Annotated in this window: 17 protein-coding genes; 7 read left to right on the top strand and 10 right to left on the bottom strand. The window is 70.3% G+C overall.

Annotation, left to right across the window (positions count from 1 at the left end; all coding sequences use genetic code 11):
- Positions 1-37: 37 nt before the first annotated feature.
- Both pknB and ABZS61_RS00095 read left to right on the top strand, forming a co-directional pair.
- Positions 38-1,954: a Stk1 family PASTA domain-containing Ser/Thr kinase gene (gene pknB, locus ABZS61_RS00090; protein ID WP_356413667.1), complete on the top strand. Its 1,917-nt coding sequence runs from the start codon at positions 38-40 to the stop codon at positions 1,952-1,954.
- Positions 1,955-1,959: 5 nt separating this feature from the next.
- Positions 1,960-2,823 carry a deoxyribonuclease IV gene (locus ABZS61_RS00095; protein WP_356413670.1) on the top strand — a complete coding sequence of 288 codons (864 nt, stop codon included), beginning with the start codon at positions 1,960-1,962 and terminating at the stop codon, positions 2,821-2,823.
- A gap of 49 nt (positions 2,824-2,872) precedes the next feature.
- Here ABZS61_RS00095 and ABZS61_RS00100 read toward each other — a convergent pair whose 3' ends face one another.
- A complete protein-coding gene (locus ABZS61_RS00100) occupies positions 2,873-3,505 on the bottom strand; it encodes a sulfite oxidase-like oxidoreductase (protein ID WP_356413673.1) in 633 nt (210 codons plus the stop codon).
- A gap of 156 nt (positions 3,506-3,661) precedes the next feature.
- On the opposite strand from ABZS61_RS00100, the gene bfr reads away from it, so the two are divergent.
- Positions 3,662-4,141 (top strand): bacterioferritin, encoded by a 480-nt coding sequence (gene bfr / locus ABZS61_RS00105; RefSeq protein WP_329211947.1) that lies wholly within the window; start codon positions 3,662-3,664, stop codon positions 4,139-4,141.
- 63 nt (positions 4,142-4,204) lie between these two features.
- Here bfr and ABZS61_RS00110 read toward each other — a convergent pair whose 3' ends face one another.
- Both ABZS61_RS00110 and ABZS61_RS00115 read right to left on the bottom strand, forming a co-directional pair.
- Positions 4,205-4,474, bottom strand: a complete 270-nt coding sequence (locus ABZS61_RS00110) for a (2Fe-2S)-binding protein (protein WP_356413678.1) — start codon at positions 4,472-4,474, stop codon at positions 4,205-4,207.
- A gap of 161 nt (positions 4,475-4,635) precedes the next feature.
- Positions 4,636-5,982, bottom strand: a complete 1,347-nt coding sequence (locus ABZS61_RS00115; RefSeq protein WP_356415096.1) for a class II 3-deoxy-7-phosphoheptulonate synthase — start codon at positions 5,980-5,982, stop codon at positions 4,636-4,638.
- A gap of 103 nt (positions 5,983-6,085) precedes the next feature.
- Between ABZS61_RS00115 and ABZS61_RS00120 the strand changes: the two genes are divergently transcribed.
- A complete protein-coding gene (locus ABZS61_RS00120; protein WP_079159714.1) occupies positions 6,086-6,142 on the top strand; it encodes a trp operon leader peptide in 57 nt (18 codons plus the stop codon).
- Positions 6,143-6,238: 96 nt separating this feature from the next.
- The gene (locus tag ABZS61_RS00125) at positions 6,239-8,125 is read left to right on the top strand and encodes an anthranilate synthase family protein (RefSeq protein WP_356413680.1); all 1,887 of its coding nucleotides are present in this window, start codon (positions 6,239-6,241) and stop codon (positions 8,123-8,125) included.
- A 30-nt stretch (positions 8,126-8,155) separates the two neighbouring features.
- Here the strand turns inward: ABZS61_RS00125 and ABZS61_RS00130 are convergent, their stop codons facing one another.
- The 5 genes from ABZS61_RS00130 to ABZS61_RS00150 all read right to left on the bottom strand — a co-directional run bounded on the left by ABZS61_RS00130 (position 8,156) and on the right by ABZS61_RS00150 (position 13,055).
- Complete coding sequence (locus ABZS61_RS00130) at positions 8,156-9,154, bottom strand: 2-hydroxyacid dehydrogenase (RefSeq protein WP_356413683.1); 999 nt, start codon at positions 9,152-9,154, stop codon at positions 8,156-8,158.
- Between the two features lie 67 nt (positions 9,155-9,221).
- Positions 9,222-10,259, bottom strand: a complete 1,038-nt coding sequence (locus ABZS61_RS00135; RefSeq protein ID WP_356413686.1) for a 6-phosphofructokinase — start codon at positions 10,257-10,259, stop codon at positions 9,222-9,224.
- A 114-nt stretch (positions 10,260-10,373) separates the two neighbouring features.
- The gene (locus ABZS61_RS00140) at positions 10,374-11,066 is read right to left on the bottom strand and encodes a response regulator transcription factor (protein ID WP_356413689.1); all 693 of its coding nucleotides are present in this window, start codon (positions 11,064-11,066) and stop codon (positions 10,374-10,376) included.
- Positions 11,063-12,292: a DUF5931 domain-containing protein gene (locus ABZS61_RS00145; RefSeq protein WP_356413691.1), complete on the bottom strand. Its 1,230-nt coding sequence runs from the start codon at positions 12,290-12,292 to the stop codon at positions 11,063-11,065. Before ABZS61_RS00145 ends, ABZS61_RS00140 begins: the two co-directional genes overlap by 4 nt.
- A gap of 43 nt (positions 12,293-12,335) precedes the next feature.
- Complete coding sequence (locus ABZS61_RS00150; protein WP_356413694.1) at positions 12,336-13,055, bottom strand: lysophospholipid acyltransferase family protein; 720 nt, start codon at positions 13,053-13,055, stop codon at positions 12,336-12,338.
- 251 nt (positions 13,056-13,306) lie between these two features.
- On the opposite strand from ABZS61_RS00150, the gene ABZS61_RS00155 reads away from it, so the two are divergent.
- Both ABZS61_RS00155 and ABZS61_RS00160 read left to right on the top strand, forming a co-directional pair.
- Positions 13,307-14,086, top strand: a complete 780-nt coding sequence (locus ABZS61_RS00155; RefSeq protein ID WP_356413696.1) for an alpha/beta fold hydrolase — start codon at positions 13,307-13,309, stop codon at positions 14,084-14,086.
- The gene (locus tag ABZS61_RS00160) at positions 14,079-14,747 is read left to right on the top strand and encodes a hypothetical protein (RefSeq protein ID WP_356413699.1); all 669 of its coding nucleotides are present in this window, start codon (positions 14,079-14,081) and stop codon (positions 14,745-14,747) included. Before ABZS61_RS00155 ends, ABZS61_RS00160 begins: the two co-directional genes overlap by 8 nt.
- A gap of 13 nt (positions 14,748-14,760) precedes the next feature.
- Here ABZS61_RS00160 and ABZS61_RS00165 read toward each other — a convergent pair whose 3' ends face one another.
- Positions 14,761-15,522 (bottom strand): endonuclease/exonuclease/phosphatase family protein, encoded by a 762-nt coding sequence (locus ABZS61_RS00165; RefSeq protein ID WP_356413702.1) that lies wholly within the window; start codon positions 15,520-15,522, stop codon positions 14,761-14,763.
- A gap of 76 nt (positions 15,523-15,598) precedes the next feature.
- On the bottom strand, positions 15,599-16,540 hold the full coding sequence (locus ABZS61_RS00170; RefSeq protein ID WP_356413705.1) for an ROK family glucokinase: 942 nt from the start codon (positions 16,538-16,540) through the stop codon (positions 15,599-15,601).
- Positions 16,541-16,548 lie beyond the last annotated feature (8 nt).

Consider the following 16,548-nt stretch of genomic DNA (forward strand, 5'->3'; position numbering starts at 1 on the left):
CGTCCGTCGTGTCCGTGGCGACTCGTAGACTCGACCCGTGGATACGACCCTCCAGGACCCCCTCGTCGGGCAGCTGCTCGACGGCCGCTACCGCATCGATGCGCGCATCGCCGTCGGCGGTATGGCCACGGTCTACCGGGCCGTGGACACCCGTCTCGACCGGGTGCTCGCCCTCAAGGTGATGCATCCGGCCCTGGCGACCGACGCCGCGTTCGTCGAGCGCTTCATCCGTGAGGCCAAGTCCGTGGCCCGGCTGGCGCACCCCAATGTGGTGGCCGTCTTCGACCAGGGCGCCCAGGGCGCGTACGTGTACCTGGCGATGGAGTACGTCGCGGGGTGCACCCTGCGCGATGTCCTGCGCGAGCGTGGCGCCCTGCAGCCGCGGGCCGCACTGGACATCCTGGAGCCGGTCCTCGCCGCGCTCGGCGCCGCGCACCGGGCGGGCTTCGTCCACCGCGACATGAAGCCGGAGAACGTCCTGATAGGGGACGACGGCCGGGTGAAGGTCGCCGACTTCGGTCTCGTACGGGCGGTGGGCACCGTCACGGACACCACCGGCTCGCTCCTGGGCACCGTCTCGTACCTCGCGCCGGAGCAGATCGAGCACGGCACGGCCGATACCCGCGCCGACGTGTACGCCTGCGGAGTCGTGCTGTACGAGATGCTGACCGGCGGCAAGCCGCACACCGGTGAGACCGCCGCACAGGTCATCTACCAGCACCTCAACGAGGACGTCCCGGCCCCGTCCCGTGCGGTTCCGGGCCTGGCCGCCGGGCTGGACGAGCTGGTTGCGGGCGCCGCCGCCCGCAACCCCGAGGCCCGGCCCCATGACGCGGTGGCCCTGCTGGCCCGGTCCCGCGTGGTGCGCGCCGGTCTGACCGAGGAGCAGCTGGACGCGATGCCTCCGCAGGCGATCGCCGAGGCGCATGACGGCGCCGACGACCGTACGAGTGTGATCCCGCGGGTCATCCCGGCCGGCCAGGGCACCGCGCACCACACCAGCCGCCTGGAGATGCCCCCGCTGCCGCCGCGGACGGGTGGCCGCAGGCGGCGGTTCGCCGCCGGATCCCGGCGCGGGATGTTCACGGCGCTCGTGGCCCTCCTGCTGGTCCTGGGAGTCGGTGCGGGTGTCTGGTACATCAATTCGGGGCAGTTCACCCGGGTCCCTTCGCTGCTGGGCCAGACCCAGACGGCGGCGGAGAAGCGGCTCGCGGGCGCCGGTCTCGACGTGGGGGGCGTCAGGCGTTCCTACAGCGACACGGTGGATCGCGGCAGGGTGATCAGCAGCGATCCCGGATCGGGCGAGCGGATCCGTGGCAATGACGCGGTGGGGCTGGTGATCTCGCGCGGGCCGGAGATCGTGCAGGTGCCCGACGTCGAGGGCATCGCGCTCGCCGATGCCCGACGCGAGCTGAAGAAGGTCGGCCTGGTGCCGGGGATGGTGACCCGGGAGTTCAGCGAGGAGATCGCACGGGGCGAGGTGATCCGTACGGATCCTGCCATCGGTACCGATCGCCACCCCGACTCGGCGGTCGCCCTGGTCATCAGCAAGGGCAGCCCGGTCGACGTCCCGGACGTCACGGGGCTCGACGTCGAGGCGGCGAGGGCAGCGTTGGAGGAGGCGGGTCTCAGAGCCGAGGTGCTGCCCGACCGGGTCGACTCCGTCGAGGCCGAGGGCACCGTCGCCCGCCAGACGCCCGGCGACGACGCGGAGGCCGCGGAGGGCGACACCGTCGAGCTCACGGTCTCCAAGGGCCCGCGCATGCTCGACGTCCCGGATGTCACCGGGAAGGACGTGGACGAGGCCAGGAGCACACTGGAGGAGGCAGGGTTCGAGGTCAAGGTCGACCGCGCGTTCCTCTCCTTCAGCGACACGATCGCGAGTCAGTCGGTCGACGGCGGCGAACAGGCCCCGGAAGGCTCCACGATCACCATCAAGACCAAGGGTCTCTAGTACGCATGCGCAACCCAGTTGGCGGTCACGTCCCGGTGGCGGGGGGCCTCGCGAAGGTCGGCCTCGGCTATGCGAGGGAGCTGGCGGCGGAGGCCGTACAGGTCTTCGTCGCCAATCCGCGCGGGTGGGCGGCACCGCAGGGAAACCCGGCGCAGGACGAGCTGTTCCGCTCGGAGTGCGCGGCGGAGTCCATCCCCGCGTACGTCCACGCCCCGTATCTGATCAACTTCGGCTCGCACACCGAGGCCACCGTCGAGAGGTCCGTCGAGTCGCTGCGCCACTCGTTGCGCCGGGCCAGGGAGATCGGCGCCCTGGGCGTGGTGGTGCACACGGGGTCGGCGACCGGAGGGCGACCGCGGTCCGAGGCCCTCGCCCAGGTGCGTACGCACATGAGGCCGCTGCTCGACGAGCTGACCCATGACGACGATCCGTTTCTGCTGCTGGAGTCGACGGCCGGGCAGGGATTCTCGCTCTGTTCACGGACCTGGGACTTCGGCCCGTACTTCGAGGCCCTGGACTCCCACCCCAAGCTGGGGATCTGCCTGGACACCTGCCACATCTACGCGGCGGGCCACGACCTGGCGGGCCACGGCGGCATGCGGCAGACCCTGGATCTGCTGGTGGAGACGGTCGGCGAGGGCCGGCTGAAGCTGATCCACGCCAATGACTCCAAGGACGTCGTGGGCGCGCACAAGGACCGTCACGAGAACATCGGCGCGGGCAACATCGGCGCCGAACCCTTCCGGGAGCTGTTCTCGCATCCGGCGACCGAAGGGGTGCCGCTGATCATCGAGACGCCCGGCGGCAAGGAAGGGCACGCGGCGGACGTGGCGCGTCTGAAGGAACTCCGGGGCCCTGTCGGCCTGTGAGGTGAGCGCGACGGGGTACTCCGTGCGGGTGTACCCGGCTGCCGCGGGGTCAGAGCTCGGGGCCGTCCCCGGGCTCCTCCTGGTAGGAGTAGCGCTGCTCGCTCCACGGATCGCCGATGTTGTGGTAGCCGCGCTCCTCCCAGAATCCGCGGCGGTCGGCGCTCATGTACTCGATGCCGCGGACCCACTTGGGGCCCTTCCAGGCGTACAGGTGCGGCACGACCAGCCGCAGCGGGAATCCGTGTTCGGCGGTGAGGAGTTCGCCGTCCTTGTGGGTGGCGAAGAGCGTGCGGTCGGACATGAAGTCGGACAGCCGCAGGTTCGAGCTGAATCCGTATTCGGCCCAGACCATCACATGGGTGACATGGGGTGCGGGCGGCGCCAGTTCCACGACCGAGCGCGCGAGGACCCCGCCCCATTCGGCTCCGAGCATGCTGAACTTCGTCACGCAGTGGAGATCGGCGACGACCGAGGAGTACGGCAGCGCCGAGAAGTCCTGGTGGTTCCAGCAGCGCTTCTCACCGTCCGCCGTGGCCCCGAAGACCCTGAACTCCCAGCGGTCGGGCTTGAACTTGGGCACCGGCCCGTAATGGGTGACCGGCCAGCCACGCTGCAGTCGCTGCCCCGGCGGTAGCCCGGACTGCTCTGCTGTGCCGCGTTCCCGGCTTTCCGGCTGACCCATGCCTCCATGGTGACAGACAGGCAGGGGTGGTTATGACCAGGGGAGACCCGATTCGGGCAACTCGTACTAAGCATGCACTTACTGGACGGCTGCGGGGTGCGATGCAAGGATGCGGCGCAAACATGCCCAGTTCACCGGTTGGAAGGAGCCTCTGCGATGCAGGGCGACCCCGAGGTCCTCGAGTTTCTGAACGAACAGCTGACCGCCGAATTGACTGCCATCAACCAGTACTTCCTGCACGCCAAGATGCAGGACAACTTCGGCTGGACGAAGCTCGCCAAGTACACGCGGGCCGAGTCGTTCGACGAGATGAAGCACGCCGAGATCCTCACTGACCGGATCCTCTTCCTGGAGGGCCTGCCCAACTACCAGCGGCTCTTCCACGTTCGCGTCGGCCAGACGGTCACCGAGATGTTCCAGGCCGACCGCCAGGTCGAGGTGGAGGCGATCGACCGCCTGAAGCGGGGCATCGACGTGATGCGCGCCAAGGGCGACGTCACCTCGGCGAACATCTTCGAGTCGATCCTGGCGGACGAGGAGCACCACATCGACTACCTCGACACCCAGCTGGAGCTGGTGGAGAAGCTCGGGGAGCCGCTCTACATCGCACAGCTGATCGAGCAGCCGGAGAGCTGACCCGCCCGGCCCGTCCGTGGGGCCCGGGTCCGCGAGAGGCCCTGGCGCGCCCGGCCCGCCCGCTCAGGCGGCGTCGGAGAGCCGGATGTCCGGCGGACCGGCGAAGGTGACGGGCGCACCGGCAGGGGCGCCCGTCGGCTCCGTCCGCCCTTCGATGAGCTCGCGACGCGGGCAGTCGCCGCGTCCGAGCAGTGCCTGGATCCTGCGGACGCAGCCGCCGCAGTCCGTGCCCGCCTTGCAGGCGGAGGCTATCTGGCGAGGCGTGCACGCCCCGTCGTCCGCATGCTTCTTGACCTGCTGTTCCGTGATGCCGAAGCAGGAGCAGACGTACACGCGGTTCACCTCCCGACGGGGTCGATCGCTGCGCCGTCCCGATGTTTCGGTGAGGCTAACCTAACCTTACCCGTCGCGCCAGGCCCGCAAAAGCCCCGGCTACGACTGTGGGGCACGGATCACATGGATCCGTGCCCCACAGGTGCTCTCAGCGGTGCTTCCTACTGGTCGCGGTACATCTCGGCGACCAGGAAGGCCAGGTCGAGGGACTGGCTGCGGTTGAGGCGCGGGTCGCAGGCGGTCTCGTAGCGCTGGTGCAGGTCGTCCACGAAGATCTCGTGGCCGCCGCCCACGCACTCGGTGACGTCGTCACCGGTGAGCTCGACGTGGATGCCGCCCGGGTGGGTGCCCAGGGCCTTGTGGACCTCGAAGAAGCCCTTGACCTCGTCCAGGACGTCGTCGAAGCGGCGCGTCTTGTGTCCGGACGCGGCCTCGAAGGTGTTGCCGTGCATCGGGTCGGTCACCCACACCACCGTGGCTCCGGAGGCGGTGACCTTCTCGACCAGCTCGGGGAGCTTGTCCCGGACCTTGTCGGCGCCCATGCGGACGATGAAGGTCAGCCGGCCCGGCTCGCGGTCGGGGTCGAGACGGTCGACGTAGCCGAGCGCCTCGTCGACGGTGGTCGTCGGGCCGAGCTTGATACCGATGGGGTTGCGGACCTTCGCGGCGAACTCGATGTGCGCGCCGTCCATCTGGCGGGTGCGCTCACCGACCCAGACCATGTGACCCGAGGTGTCGTACAGCCGGCCGGTGCGCGAGTCGGTGCGGGTGAGCGCCGACTCGTAGTCCAGCAGGAGCGCCTCGTGCGAGGCGTAGAACTCGACCGCCTTGAACTCGGCCGGGTCCGTGCCGCACGCCTTCATGAAGTTCAGCGCGTTGTCGATCTCGCGGGCCAGGGCCTCATAGCGCTGGCCGGAGGGAGAGGACTTCACGAAGTCCTGGTTCCAGGCGTGCACCTGGCGCAGGTCGGCGTAGCCGCCGGTGGTGAAGGCGCGGACCAGGTTCAGCGTCGAGGCGGATGCGTGGTACATCCGCTTCAGCCGCTCGGGGTCCGGGATGCGGGCTTCCTCGGTGAAGGCGAAGCCGTTGACGGAGTCGCCGCGGTAGGTCGGCAGGGTCACGCCGTCGCGGGTCTCGGTCGACTTGGAGCGCGGCTTGGAGTACTGGCCCGCGATCCGGCCGATCTTGACCACGGGCACGGAGGCCGCGTAGGTGAGGACGGCGCTCATCTGGAGCAGCGTCTTCAGTTTGGCCCGGATGTTCTCGGCCGACACCGCGTCGAAGGCCTCGGCGCAGTCACCGCCCTGCAGCAGGAACGCCTCGCCCTTGGCAACAGCCGCCAGGCGGGCACGCAGCTGGTCGCACTCGCCCGCGAAGACGAGCGGCGGATACGATTCGAGCTCCGCGAGCACATCGCGCAGAGCCTCGGCATCGGGGTACTCGGGCTGCTGCGCCGCGGGAAGGTCACGCCAGGTGTGGGCACCGGCGACGGAGGTATTGGCGTTCACGGTCACAGCCCCAACATTACGGGGTCGCGGAGCGCGTCCGGCCATGCGCTCAACAATTGAGACACACGCTCGTTTGTCCTGTGGATCCGCTAGGGTTCGGGACATGTTCGCGCAGACGATTCAGAACTGGTGGTGGACCGCTCATCCGGCGGCCCGCTGACTCATCGCGCGTACAGACTTCGCGAAGGCCGCCCGAGGGGCGGCCTTCTCTGCGTTTCGGAGCCGGGAGCCGTTCCTCCATCCGGAAGGAACTCCCATGCCCGACCGTGTCACCGACCTGGTTCGCAGACTGCTCCGGGACGACTGCCCTCCCTTCGCGCTGCTGCGCAGGCGTACACCCGGCCGGGACCACGACACCGTCGAGGTCCTGATCGGCGGGGTCCACGAGGTGGACAGGCTCGCCGATCTCCCCGTGGGCGAGCAGCCTGCCCTGGCCATGGTGCCGTTCCGGCAGATCGCCGAGCGCGGCTTCGACGTACGCGACGACGGCACCCCGCTGGCCGTGCTGGTCGCCCAGGAGTCCTGGGAGCTGCCGCTGGACGAGGTGCTGGCGCGGCTGCCCGCCCATGGCGTACGGGTCGAGGACGGTGCCTTCGACGTCCCCGACGGGGAGTACGCGGACATCGTCCGGCGGGTCATCGAGGACGAGATCGGGCAGGGCGAGGGCGCGAACTTCGTGATCCGGCGGACCTTCGAGGGCGAGATCCCGGGCTTCGGCCGGGCCGACGCGCTGGCGCTGTTCCGGCGGCTGCTGGCCGGTGAGCGGGGCGCGTACTGGACGTTCGTCGTGCACACCGGGGACAGGACGCTGGTCGGCGCCAGTCCCGAGGTGCACGTGCGGATGTCCGGCGGGACCGTCGTGATGAACCCGATCAGCGGGACCTACCGCTACCCCGCCGAGGGGCCGAGCGCCGAGAGCCTGCTGGCCTTCCTCGGCGACCGCAAGGAGACCGAGGAGCTCTCCATGGTGGTCGACGAGGAGCTCAAGATGATGTGCACCGTCGGCGACATGGGCGGTGTGGTGATCGGCCCCCGGCTCAAGGAGATGGCCCACCTCGCGCACACCGAGTACGAACTGCGCGGGCGCTCCTCGCTGGATGTGCGCGAGGTCCTCAAGGAGACGATGTTCGCGGCGACGGTCACCGGTTCCCCGGTGCAGAACGCCTGCCGGGTGATCGAGCGGTACGAGCCCGGTGGCCGCGGCTACTACGCGGGCGCACTGGCCCTGCTGCGCCGGGAGCCCGGCGGGACGCAGACGCTGGACTCCCCCATCCTGATCCGTACCGCGGACATCTCGGCCGGCGGCCGGCTGCGGGTACCGGTCGGGGCGACGCTGGTGCGCCACTCCGACCCGGCGGGCGAGGTCGCCGAGACGCATGCGAAGGCGGCAGGTGTCCTCGCGGCGCTGGGCGTCCGGCCCGGCCGGCCCGAGGCGGAGGCGGGCCGCCCGCAGCTGGCCTCCGATCCGCGGGTGCAGGCGGCCCTGGACGACCGGCGCGGCGGTCTCGCCCCCTTCTGGCTGCGCATGCAGGAGCGCACCCGGGAACTGTCCGGGCACGCGCTGGTGGTGGACGGCGAGGACACGTTCACCGCGATGCTGGCGCATCTCCTGCGCTCCTCGGGCCTCACGGTGTCGGTGCACAGGTACGACGAGCCCGCCCTGCGCGAGACGGTACGGGCGCATGAGGGACCCGTTGTCCTGGGCCCGGGGCCCGGCGACCCCGGGGACGCCTCGGATCCGAAGATGCGTCTGCTGCGCGGGCTGACCGCCGAGCTGGTCGCGGAACACCGCCACGGGCTGCTGGGCGTATGCCTGGGCCATGAGCTGATCGCGGCGGAGCTGGGCCTGGAGATCGTACGGAAGACGGTGCCCTACCAGGGTGCGCAGACCCGCATCGAACTGTTCGGCCGGCCCGAGACCGTCGGTCTCTACAACAGCTTCACGGCACGCTGCGACGAGGCCGCCGCCACCGAACTGGGGGCGCACGGCATCGAGGTGAGCCGGGACGCGGGCTCCGGGGAGCTGCACGCGCTGCGGGGCAAGGGCTTCGCCTCGGTCCAGTTCCACCCGGAGTCGGTGCTGACGCTGCGGGGGGCCGCGATCGTCACCGGGCTGCTGGCGGCACTGCCGGTGGCCGGCTGAGGATCCGTGGGGCCCCGGGCGGCCGGGGCCCTACGGAGCGGCCGGGACGAGGACGTTGGCGCTGCGGCGGCCCGCCAGGTAGTCGGTGACGTTCTGCACGGTGGCTTCGATGATCTGCCCCACCGCGTCGCGCGTGTAGTACGCCTGGTGCGAGGTCACGATGACGTTCGGGAAGGTGACGAGCCGGGCCAGGGTGTCGTCGTCGACGCCCTCCAGGGACTTGTCGAGGTAGAACAGCCCCGCCTCCGCCTCATACACGTCGAGTCCGACTCCGGTGAAGCGGCCGGCCCGCAGTTCGGCGACGAGCGCCTCGGTGTCGATGAGCCCGCCGCGGCTGGAGTTGACCAGGATCGCGTCGTCCTTCATCGCGGACAGGCTGTCCTTGCCGATGAGGTGGTGGGTGGCGGGCAGCAGCGGTACGTGGAGGCTGATCAGGTCGGCCTCGGCGAAGAGCTGCTCCCTGTCGACGTAGGTCATGCCGAGCGCGGTGCAGGCGGGGTTCTCCGCGACGTCCCAGCCCAGCAGATTCATCCCGAAGCCGTGGGCGATCCGGGTGAACGCCTCACCGATCTTGCCCGTGCCGACCACACCGGCCGTGCGGCCGTGCATGTCCCGCCCGAGGAGCCCGTCGAGCCGGAAGTCGAAGTCACGGGTGCGGCTCACCGCGCGGACGATGTTGCGGTTGACCGCCATGGCGAGGGTCCAGGCGAATTCGGCGACCGAGTGGGGCGAGTAGTACGAGACCCTGGCGACGCGCAGTGCGAGGCGTTCGGCGACGTCGAGGTCGATGTTGTTGAAGCCGGTGGAGCGCTGGGCGATCATCTGCGTGCCGCCCGCCGCCAGGGTCTGCAGGACGGGGCCGCCGAGGTCGGCGTTGACGCTGGTGGAGATGATCTCGTAGCCGGCCGCGATGGGTGCGGTGTCCTTGGTCAGGAAGACGTCCAGGCAGCGGACGTCGTGCAGTCCGGCGAAGGCCTGCTCGATCAGTGGCTTCTCGTCGGACTGCACACCGAATGCCAGGATTTCCACGACGTCTCCCGGGTTGGGGGTGGGGCCTGTCGTCGCGAATATACGGCCCGCACCCCCGGTGCGCCGGTCAGCCGAAGAAGACCCCGGCCTCCGCGTACAGGGCGGGATCGACGGTCTTGAGGCGGGCTGTCGCCTCCCTGATCGGGACGCGTGCGATGTTCGTGCCCTGCAGCGCCACCATGATGCCGAAGTCGCCGTCGTGCACGGCTTCGATGGCGTGCAGCCCGAAACGCGTGGCGAGCCAGCGGTCGAAGGCACTGGGTGTGCCGCCGCGCTGGACATGCCCCAGGACCGTGGTCCTGGCCTCCTTGCCCGTACGCCTCTCGATCTCCTTGGCCAGCCATTCACCGACCCCGGAGAGCCGGACGTGCCCGAAGGAGTCGTGCGACCCGTCCTTGAGGACCATCTCGCCGTGCGCGGGAGCCGCACCCTCGGCGACCACCACGATCGGCGCGTAGCTCGCCCCGAAGCGGGAGGTCACCCAGTCGCAGACCTGGTCGATGTCGAAGCGCTGTTCCGGGATGAGGATGACGTTGGCGCCGCCGGCCAGACCGGAGTGGAGGGCGATCCAGCCCGCGTGCCGGCCCATCACCTCGACGACGAGGACGCGCATATGGGATTCGGCCGTGGTGTGGAGCCGGTCGATCGCCTCGGTCGCGATGCCGACGGCCGTGTCGAAGCCGAAGGTGTAGTCGGTGGCGGAGAGGTCGTTGTCGATGGTCTTGGGAACGCCGACGCACTTGATGCCGTACTCGTCGGACAGGGTCGCCGCGACGCCGAGGGTGTCCTCGCCGCCGATCGTGATGAGGGAGTCGACCTCGTACTTGGCGAGGTTCTCCCTGATCCGGCGGACGCCCTGCCCGGCGTACTCGGCGTCGAACGGATTGGTACGGGAGGAGCCGAGGATCGTGCCGCCGCGCGGCAGGATGCCGCGCACCGCCGGGATGGAGAGCGGCACTGTCTCGCCCTGTAGTGGTCCGCGCCAGCCGTCCCGGAAGCCGGTGAAGTCGTAGCCGTACTCCTGCACGCCCTTGCGGACGATGGCGCGGATGACCGCGTTGAGTCCGGGGCAGTCGCCGCCCCCGGTCAGTACTCCGACCCGCATGGAAGCATCCCTTCGCCGAAGTGAGCTCTCTACGGGTCACGCTAATGGTGATCCAGCTCACTCCGGGATGGGTCGGACGGTCAATTCCCTTGCAGCGGGGGGTGTTTGTTCCCGTCAGGCGTCGTCGAGGCCGGTCTCGATGGCGTACCGCACGAGCTCCACCCGGTTGTGCAGCTGGAGTTTGCCCAGGGTGTTCTGCACGTGGTTCTGCACGGTGCGGTGCGAGATGACCAGGCGTTCGGCGATCTGCTTGTACGAGAGTCCCTTGGCCACGAGCCGCAGCACCTCGGTCTCGCGGTCGGTGAGCTGCGGGGCCTTCGGTTCGTCGGAGGCGGCCGGGGCGGGGTCGGAGGCGAGCCTGCGGTACTCGCCGAGGACCAGTCCGGCGAGACCGGGGGTGAAGACCGGGTCGCCGGCCGCCGTTGCGCGCACGGCGTCGGTCAGCTCCTGGGTGCTGGCCGATTTGAGCAGATAACCGGTGGCGCCCGACTTCACGGCCTCCAGGACGTCGGCGTGCTCACCGCTGGCGGAGAGCACCAGGACGCGCAGCCCGGGGTGGGAGCCGACGAGCTCCTTGCAGACCTGGACGCCCGGCATGCCGGGCAGGTTGAGGTCCAGGACGAGGACGTCGGGGCCGGCCGCCTTGGCGCGGCGCACGGCCTGCGGGCCGTCACCCGCGGTCGCCACCACGTCGAAGCCGGACTCGGCCAGGTCACGGGCCACGGCGTCGCGCCACATCGGATGGTCGTCGACGACCATCACCTTGATGGTCCGCTCCTCGGATGCCTGGGTGTTCGGTGTACTCATCGGGCCGATCCTGCCTTCCCCCGTGAAACCTTCGGAACCTTCAACTCGACCTCGGTGCCCTGTTTGGGTACCGAGATCAGCTCTGCTGTGCCGCCCAGCTCGCGCAGCCGCCCGCGGATCGACAGGGCGACGCCGAGCCGCCCTTCACCCTCCGCCTGGTCGAGCCTGCCCTCCGGGATGCCGGGCCCGTCGTCCCGGACCGTGACGATCACCTCGCCCGGCTCGTCCTCGACCAGGATCCAGGCCTGTGCGCCCTGCCCGGCGTGGACCCGCACGTTGTCCAGCGCGGCGCTCACCGCGGCGGCGAGTTCACGCGCGGCGGCGGGCGCGAGCAGCACCGGGGCGCCGGGTTCCGCGAAGCTGACCCGGGAGCCCGCGTGCCGGGCGAGGAGGGTGCGCAGGTCGCATTCGGACGGCCCGGACTCCTCGTCGTCGATGTCCACGTCCACGGTGCGGACCACCGCGCCCTCGGCGGTGTCCTCGGAGACCCGGGTGGTGGGCACCAGGCCGCTGGAGACCAGGGTGCGCAGGGCGACCTCCTGCTCGCCCGCCATCCTGCCCAGCTCGGCGGCCTCGCCGCCGAGCGCCGAACCACGGCGCTGCACCATCGCGAGGACCTGCAGCACGCTGTCGTGGATGTCGCGGGCGAGGCGCTCGCGTTCACGGGTGGCGGCCTCGATCTCCAGGGCACGGGCCAGGGTGCGCTCACTGGCGCGGGCCACCTCGACGACGTAGCCGATCGCTATCGACGCGACCCAGACCAGCAGGACGTTGTGGAAGGTGTCCCGGCTGGGCTCGCCGCGCTCGACGATGTTGGCGACGGCGACGAGCGTGGAGGCGAAGGCCGCCCAGCGCCAGCCGCCCTTGAGCGCGAAGGCGAGGACGGAGCCCGCGGTCCAGATCGAGGGGAGGGTCGGGCCGTCGACGTGCTGGGCACTGAAGTCGGCGAGCGGGGTGAGCAGGATCCCCGTCAGGGCGATGGCGAGGTCGATGCCGAGGAAGCGTTTGGTGCAGCTCGCGGCGCCCGCCACCCTGGGGAGTGTGGCCAGCGTCCAGATGCTCATGACCGCGAGAAAGGCGATGGCCACCCAGGGCCGGTCGTACGTCTTGTCGCGGAAGCCCGCGAGCAGCACCGCGTAGATCAGGGTCAGTACGCGGTACGCGGTCAGCGCACGCCACAGCGGCTGCTCGACCGACATCCGTACGACCCGCTCGATCCTGGCCATGTCCCCTCCCCCGTTTCCTGCCCCCGGACGGTGAACGACGCTGTTACGCGCCGGACCGTTCCGTCCCCTTCTTCTTCGCTTCTTCGGCGATCTGACGCTTGGCCGCGGTCGCGTAGATGTCCACGTACTCCTGGCCGGAGAGCTTCATGATCTCGTACATGACCTCGTCGGTCACCGAGCGCAGGATGAAGCGGTCGCCGTCCATGCCCTGGTAGCGGCTGAAGTCGAGCGGCTCGCCGATCCTGATGCCGGGCCGCATCAGCTTGGGCACCACCTGGCCGGGCGGCTGGATCTTCTCCGTGTCGATCATCGCGACGGGGATGACGGGTGCGCCGGTGGCGAGGGCCACCCGGGCGAGACCGCCGGGCTTGCCGCGGTAGAGCCGTCCGTCGGGTGACCGGGTGCCCTCCGGGTAGATACCGAAGAGTCCGCCGCTCTCGATGACCTGGATGCCCGCCTTTATGGCCGCCTCACCTGCGCCGCGGCCGCCGGAACGGTCCACCGGGAGCTGGCCCACACCCTTGAAGAAGGCGGCGGTGAGCCTGCCCTTCACTCCGGGGGCGGTGAAGTACTCGGCCTTGGCGATGAACGTCACCTTGCGGTCGAGGACGGCCGGCAGGAAGAACGAGTCGGAGAACGACAGATGGTTGCTCGCGAGGATCGCCGGCCCCTGTGCGGGGATGTTCTCCAGGCCCTCCACCCACGGCCTGAAGGCGAGCTTCAGAGACCCGCCGATGGAGAACTTCATTGCGCCGTAGATCAACTCGGATGCCTCCTGTTGTGCTGTCCGTCCGACCTTAGCCTGTGAGGCCTCGGCCACTTCCGCCCGGCCTGTGACGGTGCTCACCGCCGCGGGAGGCGCCCCGGGGCGGCCGGCGGCGGGAAAACGACGGCCGGGGACGACGTCTGGGACAGCGACGGCCCTGGTCGGTGTCGGTCCGGTCGCGTACGGTGAAGTAATCCTTTTGCACTCCCCTCGCACGCCCCCGTCCCGCTCATGAACAGGAGACCCCGGTGCCGGTCCTTCCTGGAGCCGAGCCGTTCCGCCACGAGGGCGGAGAGGTCGGCGTCCTTCTCTGTCACGGATTCACCGGATCGCCTCAGTCGTTGCGCCCCTGGGCCGACTACCTGGCGGAGCGCGGCCTGACCGTGTCCCTCCCGCTGCTGCCCGGACACGGCACGCGCTGGGAGGACATGGCGGTCACGGGCTGGCAGGACTGGTACGCGGAGGTGGACCGGGAGCTGCGCGTCCTCCTGGCCCGGTGCGAGCAGGTCTTCGTCTTCGGGCTCTCCATGGGGGGCGCTCTGTCGCTGCGCCTCGCGGCGAAGCACGGCGACTCGATCCGGGGCCTGGTCCTGGTGAACCCGGCGAACAAGGTGCACGGGCTGTCCGCGTACGCCCTGCCGGTCGCCCGGCACCTGGTGCGGACGACGAAGGGGCTGACCAGCGATATCGCGCTGGAGGGTTCCGAGGAGGTCGGTTACGACCGGGTGCCGCTGCACGCCGCGCATTCGGTCCGGAAGTTCTTCCGGCTGGTCGACGCCGAACTGCCGCAGGTCACGCAGCCGATGGTGCTGCTGCACAGCCCGCAGGACCATGTCGTACCTCCGGCGGACTCGGCCCGGATCCTCAGCCGGGTGTCGTCGAGGGATGTCGAGGAGATCCTGCTGGAACAGAGCTACCACGTGGCGACGTTGGACCACGATGCGGAGCGGATCTTCGATGAGAGCTACCGGTTCATCGGCCGCCTCGCACCCAGCGTCGGTAGAAAGGGGAGCACGTCCGGTGGCTGAGCATGACGCGGAGCGAGCAGGCAGTGACGAGGAGCGCGAACCGCGTCCCACGGAGGGGGCGGCCGTCCCCGAGAGCACGGAGGACGTCCGGCCGCTGGACGAGGCCGCGGCCTGGGAGGCGATCGTCGCCGGATACGGCGAGGAGCCGCCGGACCCGCCGGGCGCCAAACCGTTCAAGTCGATCGATGACCTCGCCCTGCTGGAGGACGACCAGCTCAACACCCTGCCCGGTACGGACACGGGCGCGGGTGACGACGCGGACAAGGGTGCGGGCAAGAAGGCGCCCGGCAAGCCGCCGGAGAAGAAGCCGCTCGGAAGTTCGGTGGTCTTCGCTCCCGGGGTGGCGGGTCCGCGCGACTACGACGTGGTGGAACCCCAGGACGGCGACGTCGATGATCCGGACGACAGCGAGGAGGGGCATTTCGTCCCTCCGGAGCCGCCGCCGCTGCCCGAGGCCGATGTGACGGCGAAGTTCGCCTGGCTCGCGGTCGTCGGCGGCCCGGTGCTGATGCTGGTCGCGGTACTGCTGCAGTGGGACATGACGTGGTGGCTCACCACGCTCTGCATCGGCGGCTTCCTGGGGGGCTTCGCCACCCTGGTGGCCCGGATGCCCCACGACGAGGACGAGGACAACGACCCGGGGCGCGGCGCGGTCGTCTGACCCCGACGGGCCTTCAGCCCGCCGCGGGCACTCCGAGGGCGGCCAGTACGGGCAGATGGTCCGTGGCCGCCCGAAGGTCCGCTTCGGTGACTCCGGGCAGACCCGCCGGGACGCCGCATCCGAGCACCTCGATGCCGTCGGTCGCGAAGACCGCGTCGATGCGCTTGCCCGGTGCGTGGGGCGGGAAGGTGTACTCGCCACCCCAGGGGCGTACGGACCGGCAGTCCTGGAGCCGGCCGGCGAGCCGCCGGAACGCCCGCCCTTCCGGTACGTCGTTGAGGTCTCCCGCCACGACGGCGTGGGGGACGTCCATCGCGTCGAGCTGTGCGAGCAGGAGCTCCGCCTGGGCGTGGCGTTCCTCGCGCTGCAGGCTGAGATGGCAGCTCACGACCCCCAGCCTGGCCCCCGCGATCCGTACCACCGCCGTGGCCAGGCCCCGCCGGTGAAGTCCGGGGGTGAGCGGCAGCAGGACGTCCTCGGTGCGTTCCACCGTGGCGCGCAGGGAGCACAGCAGCAGCGGTCCTGCCGCGGGGGCGCCGCCGCCGAGGATCACCAGGTCGGTCATGGCGGCGAGCCGGGCCGCCGCCTTGCGCCAGCGGAAGAAGCGCGGGGCCTCCTGGACGCACACCAGGTCGGGTGCGCAGGCGCGGATGACGCGGGCCAGCGCCTCGGTGTCGTCGCGCAGCGAGCGGACGTTGTAGCTGAGCACCCTGATGACGGCCGAACCGTCCGGCTCGGTACGGGAGTCGGGCAGCGGCATCGGCGTCGTGACCATGCGAAGCACGATACGACGGACGCCCGTCGCGCCCCGCGGGGCGCGACGGGCGTCCGTCGTCGTCGTGCTGACGGGCTCAGCCCTGGCGAGCCAGGTCGGCCGCACCCACCAGGCCTGCCTTGCCGCCCAGTTGGGCCGCGAGGACCTGGGCGTGCGGACGCCACTCGCCGCCGATCAGCCAGCGCCGGAACGACTTGCGGATCGGGTCGAGGACCAGTTCGCCCTCGTCCGAGACGCCGCCGCCGACGATGAACGCCGACGGGTCGAAGAGCGACGCGAGGTCGGCGAGTCCGGCTCCGGCCCAGCGGGCCAGCTCACGGAACGAGTCGACGGCCACCAGGTCGCCCTGCCGGGCGGCCTCGCTGATGTGCTTGCCCTCGATGCCGTCGACCGTGCCGTCGCCGAGCGACAGCAGTATCGCGGCGTTCTCCGGGGTGGCGTTGGCGCGCTGCTTCGCGTACCGGACGAGTGCCCGCCCGGATGCGTACTGCTCCCAGCAGCCCTGGCTTCCGCAGCCGCAGAGCAGGCCGTCCGGGACAACCCGGATATGACCGAATTCCGCCGCCACGCCGAAGCGTCCGCGGCGCAGCTTGTTGCCGATGATGATGCCGCCGCCGAGGCCGGTGCCGAGCGTGATGCAGATGACGTCGTCGTGCCCCTGGCCGGCACCGAAGCGGTATTCGCCCCAGGCCGCCGCATTGGCGTCGTTCTCGACGACGACCGGCAGGCCGACGCGCTGCTCGACCTTGTCCTTGAGCGGCTCGTGGCGCCAGTTGATGTTCGGAGCGAACAGCACGGTGGCGCGCTTGTCGTCGACATACCCGGCTGCGCCGATGCCGACCGCCTCGACTTGGTGCCCCTCGCTCGCCCCGGCCACGGCCGAGCAGATGGCGTCGACGATGCCTTCGGCCGTCGGCGGGGTCGATACCTTGAACATCGAGAGGATCCGGCCCTCTTCGTCGACCACTCCAGCCGCGATCTTCGTGCCGCCGATATCGACGCCGATGGTGAGTCCCATGAATCCCT

It is taken from the genome of Streptomyces sp. NPDC005566 (assembly GCF_040605575.1).
Taxonomy (GTDB): domain Bacteria; phylum Actinomycetota; class Actinomycetes; order Streptomycetales; family Streptomycetaceae; genus Streptomyces.